18 protein-coding genes are annotated in these 15,796 nt (G+C 51.3%); 11 read left to right on the top strand and 7 right to left on the bottom strand.

Annotated features, from left to right (window positions below; genetic code table 11):
* Positions 1-22: 22 nt before the first annotated feature.
* From VFG09_15390 to VFG09_15400, 3 genes are all read right to left on the bottom strand, one after another.
* Complete coding sequence (locus tag VFG09_15390) at positions 23-307, bottom strand: nucleotidyltransferase family protein (protein HET6516536.1); 285 nt, start codon at positions 305-307, stop codon at positions 23-25.
* Between the two features lie 396 nt (positions 308-703).
* Positions 704-1,162, bottom strand: a complete 459-nt coding sequence (locus VFG09_15395) for a hypothetical protein (protein HET6516537.1) — start codon at positions 1,160-1,162, stop codon at positions 704-706.
* A gap of 75 nt (positions 1,163-1,237) precedes the next feature.
* A complete protein-coding gene (locus VFG09_15400) occupies positions 1,238-1,456 on the bottom strand; it encodes a hypothetical protein (GenBank protein HET6516538.1) in 219 nt (72 codons plus the stop codon).
* A 268-nt stretch (positions 1,457-1,724) separates the two neighbouring features.
* Between VFG09_15400 and VFG09_15405 the strand changes: the two genes are divergently transcribed.
* The 5 genes from VFG09_15405 (at position 1,725) to VFG09_15425 (ending at position 3,717) form a co-directional block, all read left to right on the top strand.
* Positions 1,725-1,991, top strand: coding sequence for a hypothetical protein (locus tag VFG09_15405; protein ID HET6516539.1), 267 nt, complete (start codon positions 1,725-1,727; stop codon positions 1,989-1,991).
* Positions 1,948-2,370 (top strand): PIN domain-containing protein, encoded by a 423-nt coding sequence (locus tag VFG09_15410; GenBank protein HET6516540.1) that lies wholly within the window; start codon positions 1,948-1,950, stop codon positions 2,368-2,370. The genes VFG09_15405 and VFG09_15410 overlap by 44 nt, the downstream gene beginning before the upstream one ends.
* Before the next feature lie 93 nt (positions 2,371-2,463).
* Positions 2,464-2,595: a hypothetical protein gene (locus tag VFG09_15415; GenBank protein HET6516541.1), complete on the top strand. Its 132-nt coding sequence runs from the start codon at positions 2,464-2,466 to the stop codon at positions 2,593-2,595.
* 78 nt (positions 2,596-2,673) lie between these two features.
* Positions 2,674-3,063 (top strand): hypothetical protein, encoded by a 390-nt coding sequence (locus VFG09_15420; GenBank protein HET6516542.1) that lies wholly within the window; start codon positions 2,674-2,676, stop codon positions 3,061-3,063.
* Between the two features lie 114 nt (positions 3,064-3,177).
* Entirely contained in the window at positions 3,178-3,717 is a 540-nt protein-coding gene (locus VFG09_15425) for a hypothetical protein (GenBank protein ID HET6516543.1), read from the top strand.
* Between the two features lie 99 nt (positions 3,718-3,816).
* Here VFG09_15425 and VFG09_15430 read toward each other — a convergent pair whose 3' ends face one another.
* Positions 3,817-4,689, bottom strand: a complete 873-nt coding sequence (locus VFG09_15430; GenBank protein HET6516544.1) for a bifunctional helix-turn-helix domain-containing protein/methylated-DNA--[protein]-cysteine S-methyltransferase — start codon at positions 4,687-4,689, stop codon at positions 3,817-3,819.
* Between the two features lie 899 nt (positions 4,690-5,588).
* Positions 5,589-5,744, bottom strand: coding sequence for a hypothetical protein (locus VFG09_15435; GenBank protein ID HET6516545.1), 156 nt, complete (start codon positions 5,742-5,744; stop codon positions 5,589-5,591).
* A 422-nt stretch (positions 5,745-6,166) separates the two neighbouring features.
* Here VFG09_15435 and VFG09_15440 point away from each other — a divergent pair, with 422 nt between their 5' ends.
* Positions 6,167-6,757: a hypothetical protein gene (locus VFG09_15440; GenBank protein HET6516546.1), complete on the top strand. Its 591-nt coding sequence runs from the start codon at positions 6,167-6,169 to the stop codon at positions 6,755-6,757.
* A gap of 62 nt (positions 6,758-6,819) precedes the next feature.
* Positions 6,820-8,139 (top strand): DEAD/DEAH box helicase, encoded by a 1,320-nt coding sequence (locus VFG09_15445; GenBank protein ID HET6516547.1) that lies wholly within the window; start codon positions 6,820-6,822, stop codon positions 8,137-8,139.
* A 185-nt stretch (positions 8,140-8,324) separates the two neighbouring features.
* On the opposite strand, the gene VFG09_15450 is transcribed toward VFG09_15445, so the two are convergent.
* The gene (locus tag VFG09_15450) at positions 8,325-9,068 is read right to left on the bottom strand and encodes a PilZ domain-containing protein (protein HET6516548.1); all 744 of its coding nucleotides are present in this window, start codon (positions 9,066-9,068) and stop codon (positions 8,325-8,327) included.
* A gap of 314 nt (positions 9,069-9,382) precedes the next feature.
* Between VFG09_15450 and msrA the strand changes: the two genes are divergently transcribed.
* The 4 genes from msrA to comD all read left to right on the top strand — a co-directional run bounded on the left by msrA (position 9,383) and on the right by comD (position 14,647).
* Positions 9,383-10,477 (top strand): peptide-methionine (S)-S-oxide reductase MsrA, encoded by a 1,095-nt coding sequence (gene msrA, locus VFG09_15455; GenBank protein ID HET6516549.1) that lies wholly within the window; start codon positions 9,383-9,385, stop codon positions 10,475-10,477.
* Between the two features lie 550 nt (positions 10,478-11,027).
* On the top strand, positions 11,028-12,155 hold the full coding sequence (locus tag VFG09_15460) for an AarF/UbiB family protein (protein ID HET6516550.1): 1,128 nt from the start codon (positions 11,028-11,030) through the stop codon (positions 12,153-12,155).
* A 102-nt stretch (positions 12,156-12,257) separates the two neighbouring features.
* A complete protein-coding gene (locus VFG09_15465; protein HET6516551.1) occupies positions 12,258-13,529 on the top strand; it encodes a cysteate synthase in 1,272 nt (423 codons plus the stop codon).
* Positions 13,505-14,647 (top strand): sulfopyruvate decarboxylase subunit alpha, encoded by a 1,143-nt coding sequence (gene comD / locus VFG09_15470; protein HET6516552.1) that lies wholly within the window; start codon positions 13,505-13,507, stop codon positions 14,645-14,647. Before VFG09_15465 ends, comD begins: the two co-directional genes overlap by 25 nt.
* Positions 14,648-14,660: 13 nt before the next feature.
* Here the strand turns inward: comD and VFG09_15475 are convergent, their stop codons facing one another.
* Positions 14,661-15,608 (bottom strand): ABC transporter substrate-binding protein, encoded by a 948-nt coding sequence (locus VFG09_15475; GenBank protein HET6516553.1) that lies wholly within the window; start codon positions 15,606-15,608, stop codon positions 14,661-14,663.
* Between the last annotated feature and the right edge of the window lie 188 nt (positions 15,609-15,796).

Below are 15,796 nucleotides of genomic sequence, written 5' to 3' on the forward strand. Positions count from 1 at the left end.
CTCGAGGTAGAGAGTATGTCTTCTACGCATATAAGACTTCTCGTAAAATATCGTCCTTTAGCTGTGGCCTGAGCGCATCCATCGTCACAAGGTCCACTTTTCTGCCGAATAGATCTTCAAGGAAGTACTTGAGATCCATAAAATTATCGAAAGTCTCGTATCGCTCCTCAAATTCGATGAGAACGTCGATATCACTGTCGTCCTTCTCTTCGCCCCTCGCGAAAGACCCGAATACGCCAATCCTCAGGACATGAAATTTCTCTTTGATGGTGCTGTCATGCATTTTCAAGATTTCTATTGCACTCATTTAAATCACCTTGACCATCTATATTTTAACTTCGTTCCTCTATTCTACCCCACGCGGCCCATGTCCCGACCGCTCATCGCCCGAAAATCACCTCCAAATGCGCTTGCCTATTTATGACAGGAGTTCTTCGAACATGAATTCAATATCCTCGCCATTCTAATGTCAGCCTCAGCCATTCTATCACTCAAAATGCATTGCTTGACGACATGCTCAGGAAAAGGCCGATAACCGTCGACGACGGACTTAAGGGCATCGAATCTATTGAGAATGTCGTTCTTCGTCACCATTACATTCAATACTTATCTGCTATGAATCCATCTTCTCATAGCGCTGTCTCTATGCTCGATTATTCTTTCCCACCATTCATTTGTTTCTCTGATTGCGTCCCCATCCGCTCTATAGATTGACTTCAAAGCTGTCCGCTCCCATTGGTGGTCTCATGTTGTAATAGGTAATCCTGTCAAAACCAAGGAGATTTTCTATTTCTTCAACCAGGTGCTTGAGACTGCTGTTCATATATAGAATCAGGGAATAGTCAGCAATGGGGCCGGGCCTTTTCCATTCGAGTGCTTTCTTGATTGCCTCCGGCGACATACCTTCAGAGATTTCCTTTTCTTGTGGCGAAAGCCGTCCCACTATTTCATCGGATGAAAGAAATGACACTTCCTCAACCCTTTCAAGCTTTCTTTTTATAGCAACAACCCCTGCAACTTTTCTTGAAAAGTCAGTCTCGCTGAACAGACCATCCTTATTTCGGCTCCACCCTAAATGCCCTTTCATGCTATTAAACATTTCATACTCTGTTCCAAAAAGAGCATCGCATATATCTATATCGTACCTATTGTCAGCTTCCATAACTATAAGATTGATGTTTTGCTCGTCTGCTTTCCTGTCAAACGCTCCTATGCTTTACGACTATATCCGCATCCTTCACAGCCTGAACCTCTCCCTTTTCCCGCCAAGAAACTCAGCCTTCATCATCTTCAACTGTCTATCAATCTCGCTAAAGATTCTATTGACCTCATCCTCGGTATACTCATATGAGCTTTTGTTAGAACAATTGCCGAGTATCCTTATTTTATCGAGGATATCGTTTGTTCTTTTTGCGGCAAGTCTCTTGAACCGATCGTGTCTGGTTTCTTCTGCCATAGTTATCCAAATAATGAGTTTATGTCATAAAAATACCACACTATGCCTTCGCATACAAGTAAATATCAACGGTATTTATATCATACCTTCAGGGAGCTGATACCCTGACTGCGAGGTCTTCGGAAAGTGGATTACCAGCGGATTGTATACGAGCCTGCCACTGCGAGAAATGGCGAAAATAGGACGGGCACAACGACCGCGTAAAAATGTGGTCACAATTGTTGACATAATTGTGAGTAACGTGCTACACTGCCTCTCAGGAGGAGTCATGAAGGTAGCCACAGTCAGAGAATTCAGGGATAAAGCTACGAGCCTTCTTAAAGAGGAGGAACCGATTCTTGTGACGAGACACGGAAGGGTCACGGGCCTCTATCTGCCTGTTGAACATCCGGAAAGCTTTCCCGTTGAACTCAGAAAAGACGTGCTCGTACGCCTCGGTGAGTCGATAAGCCGTTCACTTGCTGAGAAGGGTATAACCGAGGAAAAATTGCTTGCGGACTTCGGGACATTCAAGAAAGCTCGCCGTAGACGCTAATGTCATCCTCTCTGCGGTTGCAGGCAAGGCAGCGCTTCGCGTCTTCCTTGACGACAACATCGAGTTCGTTACTACACACTTCAACATCGAAGAAGTGAGAGAATATCTTGGCGTGATCGCGGCGAAATACGGCTTCAGCGAAGAAATTCTCGAATCGCAGTTAAGGCTTCTGCCCCTGAAAGTCTATCCGGGGTCTTTCTATGAAGACTTTCTTCAGAAGGCGGCAAAGAGGCTTGTGGGAAGGGATTCCGATGACATCGAACTTCTTGCCCTTGCGCTGAGGCTCCGGGTGTTCGTATGGAGCAATGACAGGGATTTCAGAAATTCAGGGATTAAAGTTTTCACCACGGCACGTCTTCTAAAGCTCCTCAAAGCATAAGACAAAAGACCTCCTATCCAGGACCTCCCGTCTTGTCATCAACGATGTTTGAATCTGCCAAGTTGCGAACATCAGTGCCTCGCGATACAATGAATGGAAAGGACCCTGAACAGGGAGGTGAGAGCCATGGCTATGCAATGGAGAAGGAATGTAGAGGCTGCCCTGAAAGAGGCTAGGGACGGCGACCGTCCGCTGCTCATAGATTTCAGCGCGGCACCGGACTGAGGCGGTTGCGTTCGGCTGGAGGCCGAATCTTACTCTGACGAAGAACTTTCCACATTTATCAACAAGACCTTTGTACCTGTGGAGATACACATTAAAGAGAACCGCACCGGATTCCACCGTTTCGATGTCCTCTGGACTCCGTCAGTGCTCATCATGGATCCCCAGGGCAAGGAGAGAGTGAGAAATGAAGGATACCTGCCCAGGGTTGAATTCCAGGCATGGATAGAAATGAGTCTTGCAAGGCTCGCCTTTGTTGCAAAGAAATGGTCCGAAGCAGAAGAGAGATTTGACGGAATCGTCCGCCGATACCCTGACTCTGGAGTAGCCGCCTATTCGGTCTACTGGCGAGGAGCCAGTCGTTACAAGAAAACTCGGGATCACAAGGACCTGTCAGCTGTGAACGGGGAGTTCAAACACAGATATCAGGACAGTACATGGGCCAAGAAGGCCTCGGTCTGGGGTGACTGAAGCTTCCTTTGCTATCGTGCATCAGGGAAGGAGGTTGCTGTGGTGGTTAGACATGGCTTGAAAGATCGGGTCTTGAGTAGATGTGGAATCGAAAAAATTTGCAGAGGAGTTGTAATGATGAAGAAACTCACGGTGTTTACGATCATAATTCTCTTAAGTCTCATACTCAGCCCCTTAGCGGGCAACGCCGGGGAGTACCAGAAAACGCCCATCACTCACTCCGGTGATTTTAACAAGATGAAGGAGTTGCTGGGCGTCTGGGAAGGGAAGACCGACATGGGGAAGGGAATGGAGAGCATAAAGGCCACCTATGAACTTACGTCTGCGGGAAACGCCATCGTTGAGCGGCTCTTTGTTGGGCAGCCCCACGAGATGATTACCCTGTATCACGACTTTAAGGGAAGGTTAAGCATGACCCATTACTGCTCACTGGGAAACCAGCCCCATATGGACCTTATGAACCCCGGTGAAAATACGATGATGTTTGTCCTGTCCAAGAAGAATCCCAACCTTGCCTCGGTGAAAGAGACGCATATGCATTCGCTCAGGATCTCTTTTGACGACAAGGACGACATAACTCAGACGTGGACCCTTTATGAAAAGGGAAAGAAAAAATCGGAAGTCGTGATCAAATTAGTGCGTACAAGAGTTTGAGGGTTTCTAGCGGAGAAGAGGAGAAAACCGGTGATCATCTTTCTCCTTCTCCCTGCCCCGTATAAATAGAGGGCCTGACTCTTGAGACTCTATAGAACCTCAAGCCCGCGGGTCAAGGTCTGCAACGAAAGCCTCAGCCTCTTCCCTTCCTGCTTCCCACGCGAGTATCGCCTTCTTTCTCGCGCTGCCCCAGTGATACCCTCCTATTACACCAGTTTTTCGGATGACCCTATGACAGGGTATCAAGAACGCCACGGGGTTGTGCGCTATCGCATTAGCCACAGCACGGGTAGCCTCGGACTTTCCGATCTTGCTGGCAATGGCCTTGTATGAAGTGAGACGGCCGCGGGGAATGTTCAGGAGGGCCTGCCAGACCTTGATCTGGAGATTTGTCCCCTTTAAATATAGCGTGATTGTGGCTTTTGATTTTGTCGATCCGAATATTTTATCCGCATATGGTTTGGTCGCTGAGGAGTCTTCTACTATTTCTGCTCGGTCCCAGCGCTTTCTGAGGTCGCTCACGGCCCCTTTTCTGCCGCAGGCTGAGATAAAGGCGAGATTACATATTCCCCTTCCAGTAACCGCAATATAACACTCTCCGAAGGGGCTGGGATGAAAGCCATAGAGGATCTTCATTCCGGCGCCGCGATTTCTGAACTCATCAGGAGTCATCGCCTCGACATTCACGAACAGATCGTGAAGCCTGCTGGGACTCGACAGGCCCGACTCATAGGTCACATCGAGCAGGCTGCCTGCGTTGACCATCAATTTCTTTGTGCTCTCTAGAGTCAGAAGCTGAAGGAACTTCTTGGGAGTGATCCCCGCCCAACGTCTGAAGAGGCGCTGAAAGTGATGTTCGCTCAGGTTTGCGGATGCCGCGATGTCTCTCAGGCTTGGCTGACGGCGGAAATTGCGCTCAAGGTAAAGGATCGCCTTTTCGATGCGACGGTAGTTTTTCGATACTGACGGCATCTTCAAAGTATGCATGCCGTTAGCTTAACCCAGGTAAAGACATCCCACAATCCGGTTCTTGCTGTTGTTCCGGAGGGAGGGCGCCGAAGGCAAGAATCAATGTGCGATACGAAATGTCTCCCTCCTTCCCCCTGACCGATATTTTCACCGCTAAGAAACAGAGGAGCCCGAGATTCTCCTGAATCTCGGGCCCATTGGTTAAGTTCCGCAACAGAGGTCAAGACCTTTTGTGTTTAGAATACGCTACGGATGGGGAAAAAATCAAGGACAGGCTGATCAATGTGTCAATGAAGATCCTTCTCGCCCCCCTTCGCCTCCTTCATTGACAGCGAGGGATTCCCATGGTAGCGTGAGAATATCAAGGAGAAACGGGGAAAGGTTATTGAAGTTCGGCCCTCAGCGAAGGCGAAGCAGAGGGCGTGGGGATGGTACCCTTGAACGATGTCGTCAAGGTCAAGAAATGTTCATAGCTGAGGGTATTCGACATTTCAATGAAGGTGAGTATTTCGAGGCCCACGAGGCATGGGAGGGGGTCTGGAAAAATGCCACAGAATCTCAAGAGAAGCATTTTCTCCAAGGGATGATCATGATCGCAGCCGCCTTCCATCACCATAGAAGAAAGGAGTCTGCCGGTACGGCAAAGCTTCTGCGAAGAGGACTTCATATTCTTGCTGAGTATAATGAAGCCTCTCTACCAATCGACAAGGAAGATTTCTTGCGGTCCGTTACGGTGTTTTATGAAGACTTCACAAGCGGACGAGAAGGCTCATCGGAAAGGGGTTTCCCAAAAATCAAAGGACATATCGAGGATCATGGCACTTCTTGAGTCATACTGCCTGTTACAAGGACAGGGTCTCCTGCGGCGGAAAGCTTTCTTACGCCGCAGGAGATGAAAGGAATTAGCTCTCACAACAGATACGTCTCATTCTCTTCTTCCCGTTTGAAGAAACGGCCAGCACAACTTCAACCTTCTTTCCGCAGTTGCTGCAGCACTGCGCTCTGCCCTTTGATTCTGCCCTTGCAGCAACGTCGGTCTTTGACTTCTTCTCTGCCATATCTCTCCCTCCTTTCCTTTCTCAAATTATGGGAAATTGTAAAGTCCTTCATTTACGAGCGCCTGAAACGACGGCTCTGGCAATGATCCTCCTTGCCCCCGGCGCAACTCACACAGAAAATATCACAAACCTAATATATTAATACGATCCGGATAGTTCTGTCAATGCCTGTCGTACGAAAAGGGCAAAGGCGCGTCAATCGCTTATCAGCCTCGTGGCTTGCGCAAAAGGTCTCCCAGAGGACTTTGAGATAAAAGAGGACAAGTTTCTGTCTCGTGATAGCAGCCCGAAAACACATACGGGTGACCGAGGTCTGACCTTGCGGAGAAAAAGCGGCCACTTCGATTACAATAGGTGGTGCGGAAAGAGCGTCCGGCGGCAGGCTGAAAAATTGTCCAATTCATTGAAAAGGAGCGGAAATCATGGGAGAAGTGAAGAGCGCCTTCGAGAAGGCAATGGAAAAGATACAGAGCATAGAAGGGTTCAGCCCTGAAGAGCGGGAGGAGTTCAAAGATCGTGAGAAGCTGAGATCGCTTATGGGGCTCTTTTACAAGGGCGAACTTACGACAGAAGAGATAGGAACAGAGTTTAAAGGCATGAAACCTTCTCTTCTCGTAGAGGCTCAGCACAATATGGTTGATTCGATTAGATCAAACAGCTCCCTCAACGAACTGCAGCAGAGGAAAGAGGGAATTCTGGCACTAGAGTCACTAAAGGCAAGGAAGAATCCATCGGCAATTGAGTCGGTATTGAAGTCAATCGAAAAGGCGCGGAGAGAGCAGACCGAGATGAAAGAGAGGGCGATAAGGGAGCTCAGGCAGGCTGTTGAGCAGAATCCCCAGCTAAGGCTTCGTCCCGTGCGCAGCGCTGACGGAAGGAGCGTTCTTCAGATGCCGGTTTCCGTTGATGAGGCAGTACAGGCAAGATTGGCAGAATTTCTTGCTGAGCATGAAGAACGGTACGAGGCCTTTTTTGGTCAGGCCATAGCTCGCCTCAAGAAGGAGCTGAGATAGGAACGTGAAGAATGGCGGACTCCACCATGAGACAGCGGAACCCCTAGCTGCTTCATGAGAGAATGGTTGCCGCTGAGCTGTGCTTTATCAAGGGGCTGGACTTCGGGTATAGTAGTGAGGTGAGGTTTGAAGAACTGGAGATCCCTGACCGGGTTCTTGAGGGAATCAAGGCCGCAGGCTTTGTCGAGTGCACGCCGATTCAGGCACTGATTCTCCCTGAGGCCCTAAAGGGAAAGGACATTGCTGCCCAGGCCCAGACCGGCACCGGTAAGACCGCGGCCTTCCTGATCGCCGTTTTTTCCCGTATGCTCATTCTCCCTTCGCCGGGCCAGGGGCCCTCGCCGCGCGTTCTGATCATCGCGCCGACACGTGAGCTGGCGGCGCAGATAGAGGCCGAAGCCAAAATACTCGGTGGTCCCGCAGGGTTTAACATCTCAGCGGTATTCGGCGGTATCGACTACGAGAGACAGCGTCGGGAGATAGCCAAGGGGATAGACGTTCTCATCGGTACGCCAGGGAGACTTATCGATTATCTCAAACAGAGGGTTTATAGCCTGAAAAAGACCCAGTTTCTCGTCATCGATGAGGCTGACCGTATGTTCGACATGGGCTTTATTAGTGATATCCGTTTCCTCCTGAGACGGATGTCGTCTTTCAGCCGTCGGCAGTCCATGCTCTTCTCTGCAACCCTTTCGAACAGGGTGCTCGAACTCTGTTATGAGCACATGAACGTGCCAGAGCGCTTCTCTGCTACGCCCAAACAGGTAACGGTGGAGCAGATTGAACAGGAGATCTACCATGTCGGAAAATCCGAGAAATTCGGTCTGCTCCTCGGCATTTTGCGGCATAATCCCCATGGCCGCTTTCTCATCTTCAGCAACACCAGATCGACAGCGGAGCGCCTTGAGACCCTTCTGAAGGCGAACGGTCTTGCTACGGCTGCGATTACCGGCGATCTTCCCCAGAAGAAGAGGATGAAGGTCCTCTCTCAGTTTAAGGAGGGCACATTGCCCATTCTCGTGGCAACGGATGTTGCGAGCAGAGGGTTGCACATAGACGGCGTGAGTCATGTCATCAACTATGACCTGCCCCAGGACGCCGAAGACTATGTTCATCGTATCGGCCGAACCGCGCGTGCGGGCGCAGGCGGCAAGGCTGTAAGCCTCGCCTGCGAAGAGTATGTCCATTCACTTGCGGACATCGAGGACTTCATCGGTCAGAAGATCCCGGTCGCTTCCATAACTGATGAGATGATCATCACCGGCTACAAGAGGGCATTTGGTCGGGAGCAGCGAAGAGGGCATCTTCCGTCGGGAAAGGACCGCCGGAAGAAGAGTCCTATGGGGCCGGCAGGGAGCGGGCCAAGTCCGGGGAGGCGCTGACACGGTCTCTAGGAGGGAAGGTTATGGCCTCCTTCAAAGGCCTTGAGAGGGAGCATGAGGACTTCACGCTGAGAGTCAAGGCGTGAGCGATCAATCTGACGGCTGAGGAAGTCCGGCGGAACTTCGTTGTTTCTATTCATTAATAATAATTCTTCAGATCTACGAACTTCACCGTCTAGCCGGTGTTATACCTTTTGGCGTTGTCTGCTGACATAGGCATCGATGGCTGAGAAGGAGGCAGCATCAAGGTTCGTGAATCTGACGCCGTAACGGTTGGGATCATGTCTGCGCTTCTTCGGCAGATTCCGAACGATCTCAACATCCGTGGTGATTGACGCGGAACGCCCAACGGAGAAGGAGCACTTTACGGCGTCTCCTTCGAAGATCATGGCCGCGGCCTGAAAGAGCATACCGGAAGTACTGATGTTTTCTATAGAGCCGATGAAGTCTGTCTTCTGCGAAACTCCCCGGAGTTTCACACTGATGGGAATCCTCGCCGATGTTCTCGGGGCGATTTGAAGGAGTTGCCGGGCTTCCTCCAACAGGGTAGCGCTGCTTATGGGCAAGTTGACGAAGGCATTCGCCCTGCACCGGATACAACGCTCGATGTCTGATTCGCTCTCCGGGCAGACGATGATAATCGAAACATTTCGCAATCTCTCGTCTTCACGGATGAGGGAACAGAGCGTTTCTCCGGTCATATCCGGTGAGTCGAGCTTTGCGATGATGAGGTCGGCCTTCCCGGCTTTGTGGAGGGCAAGGGCTTTCTTATTCGTCGCGGCTTGTAATGTTCTGATCTCCAACCTGTTGAGAAAGCTCTTTTCACGGTCAATGACTTCCTGGAGGTCTTCTGCAAGAATTACCTTTTTCACCGGTACACCCCTATCAGTATATGAAGATTGCGTGGTGATTGTAAGGCTGTCTGCCATAATCAAAAAAATCCTCTTCCGTTAGTGGTTTTCCAAGGGAACTTCCCCGTACGTCTCTTATCGGACCTTTGCGAAAGAACTTTAATCAAGGGAATTGCTCGAGGCATTGGTTTGAGGAGTAAGAACACTTTTGAAACAGATTCTTTGAATTGCATGCGCGGGACAGCCGCAATGGGTTACTTGCCGCGAAACGGACGGCGACACCCGGCACGGGACGGTTGAACATTACGGGCCTCGGCTCTTGCCACGGAAGATTGCAGAATCTTCACATCATCTTCACGTTTCTGACATAGACTACTAATTAAGAGGTGAATATGGTAAAGCTCATGAAAGTAATCATACTAACAGGGGTGATTGCGATGCTGGCATTTTCTGTCTCTGAAGGTGCTAAGTATGAGACGGCGACCTTTGCAGGTGGATGTTTCTGGTGCATGGTGCCTCCCTTTGAAAAGCTCGAAGGGGTGGCGGAAGTGATCTCTGGTTACACGGGCGGCCATCAGGAGAATCCGACCTACGAGGAGGTTTCCGCCGGAAAGACGGGACACGTCGAGGCGATACAGATAACCTACGATCCATCGAAGATCTCCTACGCAAAACTCCTTGATGTCTTCTGGCGGCAGATCGATCCTACTGACTCCGGAGGACAATTTGTGGACCGGGGATCTCAGTACCGTTCTGTGATCTTCTATCATACGCCTGAGCAGAAAGCCCTTGCCGAGGAGTCAAAGGAGGAACTCCAACGTTCCGGCCGGTTTGGAAGCCCTATTGTTACCGAGATCCTCCAGGCCGGAAAGTTCTATAAGGCCGAGGAATATCATCAGGATTATTACAAGAAGAATCCGATCCGATACAAGTTCTACCGGTTTCAATCGGGACGTGATCAGTTCCTAAAAAAAGTCTGGGGTGGGGAAAAGATATCACAGGCATCAGGACTCTCAGGAATGCAGGGGTCCGGGGAGAAATGGAGGACTTTCGTGAAGCCATCAAGGGAAGAATTAAAAAAGAGGCTGACACCAATGCAGTATAAAGTCACTCAGGAGAACGGCACCGAGCCGGCATTTAACAACGAATACGCGAACAACAAAGCCGAGGGGATTTATGTTGATGTCGTCTCAGGCGAGCCCCTTTTCAGCTCTCTTGACAAGTACGATTCGGGTACGGGGTGGCCGAGCTTCACAAAACCCTTGGAGCCCGCAAACATCGTGGAGAGGTCCGATTGGGGCTTCTTCATGAGGAGGACTGAGGTGCGAAGCAAACACGGAGATTCTCATCTCGGTCATGTCTTCAATGACGGGCCGAGGCCGACTGGTCTCCGGTACTGCATGAACTCGGCAGCCCTGAGGTTCATCCCGAAAGGGGATCTTGCGAAGGAAGGATACGGTCAATATCTGACGCTCTTCAGTAAATAGAGGTTTTCGCAACCGCTGTTACTTCCCTTTGCACGAGGCTATCATGTTCAGGAAGGCGATGCCTCCTGGTATGGAGCCCGTCGGGAATATTGACATTGAGGAAATTGTTGATATTCTCATCTTAGAGCTGTGAGGGAGTTATCGTATCGCGCATAAAGATGGGGGAGCAGTGCCAGGCTTTTCCGGTCTGTTCAGCATAATACCACCGGGAATTGCTGAGCTCATGCCCGAGGAATATGCGGCTTTTCGCCCGCTCCTGGAGGATGGTCTGCGCTTTTTTCTGGAGCGTGTAACGCCAAGGAGAATGTTCTCAGCTCTTGCTCACCTGGAGGAGTTGCCTGCCAATACGAGTCTTTCGGATCGGACAACGGCGTTGCTGCTTCACTTTCCTTCGTTGCATAAACTTGGGCAGGTAGTTGCTCGCGATCGACGCCTGGATCCACAGTTTCGTAAGAGCCTGCAACGCTTAGAGTCCCTTGCACCGACAACAGCTGTTTCCGAGGTTCTGCCGATTATCCGCAGAGAAGTAGGCGACGGAGCAGGGATTTCTGTGGCGCCTAAGGCGCTCGCTGAAGGGAGTGTGGGCCTTGTTGTGCCGTTCACCATGCGGGAGGGCGGCTCTGTCTCAAAACATGGCGTTTTCAAGGTTCTCAGGCCGGGCGTCGAGGAACGGCTTCAGGAAGAGCTTACGATCTGGTCGGCCCTGGGTCCCTTTCTCGAAGAAAGAAGTCTCCACTATGGTCTCCCCGAGCTCAGCTACCGGGAGACCCTGGAGGGAGTGGCAAAACAGCTTCTCAATGAGATCAGACTCGACGGTGAGCAGGAACATCTCGTAAAGGCTGCGGCGCTCTATGCCAATTTCCCCCAAGTCCTTATACCACGTCTCTTCCCTTTCTCGACGGCCCGTATCACGGCGATGGAGCGGGTCTATGGCAGCAGAGTCACCCAAGGCGGCGCCCCTGAAACTGAACGCAGAAGGCTCGCCGAGCTTATCTGCGAAGCTCTTATCGCGAGACCATTCTGGAGTGGCGCTTCCGTTGTTACCTTTCACGCTGATCCCCATGCGGGAAACCTCTTCCGGACCCGTGACGGTCGTTTGGCTATTCTGGACTGGAGCCTTGTGGTTCATCTGGCCAAGGCCGAGATGGTCAAGATCATCGATGTCCTCCTTGCTGCCCTCACCCTGGACGAGAGAGGTCTCTGTCTGGCCCTTTCGAATCTGGCGAAGATGGTACCTGATGAATCGACTCTTCGTGCCGCTGCCCAGGAAGGGCTTCGGCAGGTCCGTGCAGGTACGTTTCCGGCACTGGACTGGATGGTGGCATTATTGGACCGGCTGGCAACGTCCTGTCGCGTGGTTTTTTCGGAGGAAATGACGCTCTTTCGCAAGGCGCTGCTCGCCCTTATGGGAGCGCTCGCTGACATTTCGAATGCAGCTGTTGCCGACGGCGTGTTGATCGGGACGGCCATGAGAAAGCTGAGAGAGGAGTTTTTCAGCCGTCTTCTGGCGTCGCCGCGGTCCCGGGCCTTTAGCACCCATCTCTCAAACGAGGATCTCTTCCTCCTCTGGGTCTCCTGGCCTGTTACTGCTGCTCGCTTTTGGCTTGGCATATGGGGAGACCTCCTCGCTGAAGTGCGGACTGTCCTGGGAGGCGGACGTACGGCGAAGCGCCGGTAGATTTCAAGAGGCCCGTAGGATTGACGTTTCATGGAACATGCTGATAGTCTTAAGAAATGCTGAAGGTATTTCGAGAAGAAGGAAACGCGTCGAAAGGCGTGTATGAAGAGTGAAGCCGTGAGTCATTATACCATTACCTGTAGAAATTGCGGTAAGAAGCTGAACGAAGTCTATTGCGCCTTCTGCGAGCACTGCAAAGATGCGCTCCTTGTAACCGAGTACCGGGAAAGGCAATTCAGGGAGGACTGTGGAAAGGGTATATGGAGGTTCAATTGGCTTCCCGTTCATACCCCATACTTTGACCAGTCGGGCCCTGTGATGTATCGCTCAGAGGGTCTTGCGGAAGTCCTCTCTCTCGATGATCTTGTCATAGCTTTTCATGGTTTTTGGCCGGAAAGAGGCGCACTCCTTCAGACCTGCACCTTTAAGGAACTGGAAGCTGCGGTCGTATTTCAGAATGCCAGGGAAAACGGCGTAAACGGATTAGTAGTCGCCTCTGCAGGAAATACGGCGAAGGCCTTTTCTCATCTCTCTGCAGTCTCGGGGTTCCCTGTGATAATTGTTGTGCCGTGTATGTGTCTTGTTGATATGTGGTATCTTGAAGCCCTCCAGGTCATTCCGACACTTGCGTTGAGCGACGGGGATTATGCAGATTCCATTGATGTCGCACGAAGGATCTCTCAGACCCTCGGGATACCCTTCGAGGGTGGGGTGAAGAATATCGCAAAGAGAGACGGCCTCGGAATCGTGCTGCTCGAGGCCTGTTCAAAGTTGGGAAGGCTTCCCGATCATTATTTTCAGGCGGTGGGGAGTGGCACAGGGGCCATAGGGGTATGGGAGATGGCAGAGAGATTTATACGAGATGGACGCTTTGGTCACAGATTGCCGGTACTTCATCTTGCGCAGAACGTGCCCTTTGTCCCGATGGTGAAAGCCTGGGAAAGGGATAGCCGGGACCTGTCGCCTGAGGATACGAGACCGGAGTTGATCGGCGAGATTACCACGAGAGTGCTCTCGACCCGTTATCCGGCATACTCCGTGAGAGGTGGCGTGTACGATGCACTCAAGGAAGCGGGGGGGAAGATGTATGGGATAAGGAATGAGGCGATATATGAAGCGATCGATCTCTTTGAGAAGACAGAAGGGATAGATGTCTCACCTGCAGCAGGTGTAGCAGTGAGTGCCCTCATGGATGCGGTGTCACGAGGGGCGGTCAGGAGAAACGAGACCATTCTTCTGAATATAACAGGAGGAGGGGAGAAGAGGTTGAGGAAGGAGAGGAAGACATATGACGTCGAACCTCGCCTCATATCAAAGGAGATTTCTGACAGAGAGATAGAGGAGTTGTTATGGGATGCCCTGAGGAAGAGCTGATTACCATACTAAAGAGCGAGGGGGTTGATTTCACGTGCTCCCTTCCTTGTGAGAAGATCAAGGAACTCCTCGGCATGGTTGCCGGGTTCTTCTTCCATGTCTCCCTGACGCGGGAAGAAGAGGGTGTCGGAATATGCGCGGGGGCCGCACTTTCGGGGAAGAGACCGTCGATCTTTGTCCAGAGTTCGGGGATCGGAAACATGATGAATGCCCTTCTTTCCCTCACCGGGTTCTACACGCTTCCCCTTGCGATCTTTGTGAGCCGGAGGGGAGTGTACAAGGAGAGGATCGAAGCCCAGGTGCCTATGGGTTCGAGACTTCCCATGATTCTCAAGGCCGCGGGCATGCCCTATTCGATCATAAACAGGAGGGACGATTTCGGGAAGATAGTAAAGAACCTGGCAAAGGTTTATGAAGACAATGCAGTGCATGTATTCCTCCTCAGCCCCCGCATATGGGAAGGGGCCTCTGCCGGTGGTTCTTTATCGAGTAACCGTGGAGGGGAGCAGCCTGAGATCGTTTGGGGAAGATGCGCAGAGAATACCAACAAGGGAAAACCAGTGTTCAGGCGCTTTGAGATTCTCAAAATCATAGCCCCTTATCTCGAATCCCATATCGTGGTAACGAATCTCGGGTTTCCTTCAAAGGAACTCTTTCATATAAAACATCAGCCGTCCAACTTTTACATGCTCGGGAGCATGGGAATGGCAACACCCATAGGACTTGGTATCGCCCTTGCATCGAAGAAGCAGGTAGTGGTCATTGACGGCGACGGCAGCATCCTGATGAACCCCGGCAGTCTTGCAACGGCTGCTCACTGTGCTCCGCAAAATCTCACCATCCTTGCAATTGACAACGGGTCCTATGGTTCCACTGGGAACCAGCCTACGTTAACCCGTTCCTGTGTTGACTTGGAACTCGTGGCAAGGGGCTTCGGCATAGGAGAGACAAGAAAAGTCTTTAGCAGAAAAGAGATAACTGATATCATGAAGAAGCCTTGCAGACGTCTGCGATTCATCCATGCCCTCGCCCTTCCGGGCAATGAAGACGTGCCGAATATTCCGATAGATCACTTTACGGTAAAACAATCCGTTCAGGGTTTTCTCAGATCGGGGTAGGGCGTCGTAGGTGTTAGGGGCCGTCATCGGCAATTCCCTCTCCATAGTGGTCTTTTTCGGGGTGTATTTTCGTGATGAGTGACGTGTCGAAGATCTCAGAGGCAGAGACGTCTCTCGATGTGTACCCGAGTCTCCGTAACGTTGCGGCAAATTCCATGGTAGCAGAGATGTACTCCTGAGTAAGGCGGCTGCAGTATTTTGGAGATACCCTCAGGGTTTCGAGAACAAAGTCCGGATCGATGAATCCCACGAGATCTGAGATCCTCTGCGCAGCCTTCCGTGGGTTCTTTCTGATAAGAGCCGTTGCCTCTTCGTGGAGGATAAGAAACTTTTCCACGAGCTCTTTGTGTCTGTGTAAGAAGGTTTTGTCTACGAGAATACCGTAACTGGGATTGTGAGGCCAGAGCCTGGACGGCGGATAGAGAATCTTGGCGTCGGCATACGTTCTTACGGCTACTGCCAATGCAGGAGTTCCAACCGCTGCCCACACCTCTCCCTTCACCATGGCCTCCAGAACCTGATCGGCCCAGGGAAAATGAACAATCTCGATCCTCTTCACGAGGCCGAACCTCGCAAGACAGTCGGAGACGATTACATCGTGAATGGAGCCCTTTCCCGGCACACCGATTTTCTTGCCGGTGAGCTGGCGCAGGATGGACCCCAGGTTGTGATCTTCCGGAAAGGCCAAAAGTTCCCTTTTCCCTGAAATCACGGTCCCTTCCATGTGTCCACCTGCAACGCAGATGATACCGACGCCTCTGCTTATGCCTATAACGGCAGGGGGCAACCCGATGTATGCGAGATCAAGCTCGCCCTCTTCGAAGGAATTCACGACGGCAGGTCCCGTACCGAAGAGCCTCCATTCCACTTCTGCGCCGAGACGCTCGTCGACACCGCTTCCTGCCATCAGGAGAAGAGAAGTATGAAAGAACGTGGAGAGATGACCTATCCTGATTCTCATAAGTGCCTCTAGCGTAGAACATACGAGGAGAATTTGCAATTACCTCCAAGGTGCATATCAAGGGGGGATTCAATCATTCTCGCCAGGGCATCCTGCCTCGCCTCACCGTCCTGGCGAGGCTGTCACGCCGCTAAAGCCGTTCATCCGGCATTGTCACGCCCTAGAGAACCAGCGGCTTCTGATCGCTG

It is taken from the genome of Thermodesulfovibrionales bacterium (assembly GCA_035686305.1).
GTDB lineage: Bacteria > Nitrospirota > Thermodesulfovibrionia > Thermodesulfovibrionales > UBA9159 > DASRZP01.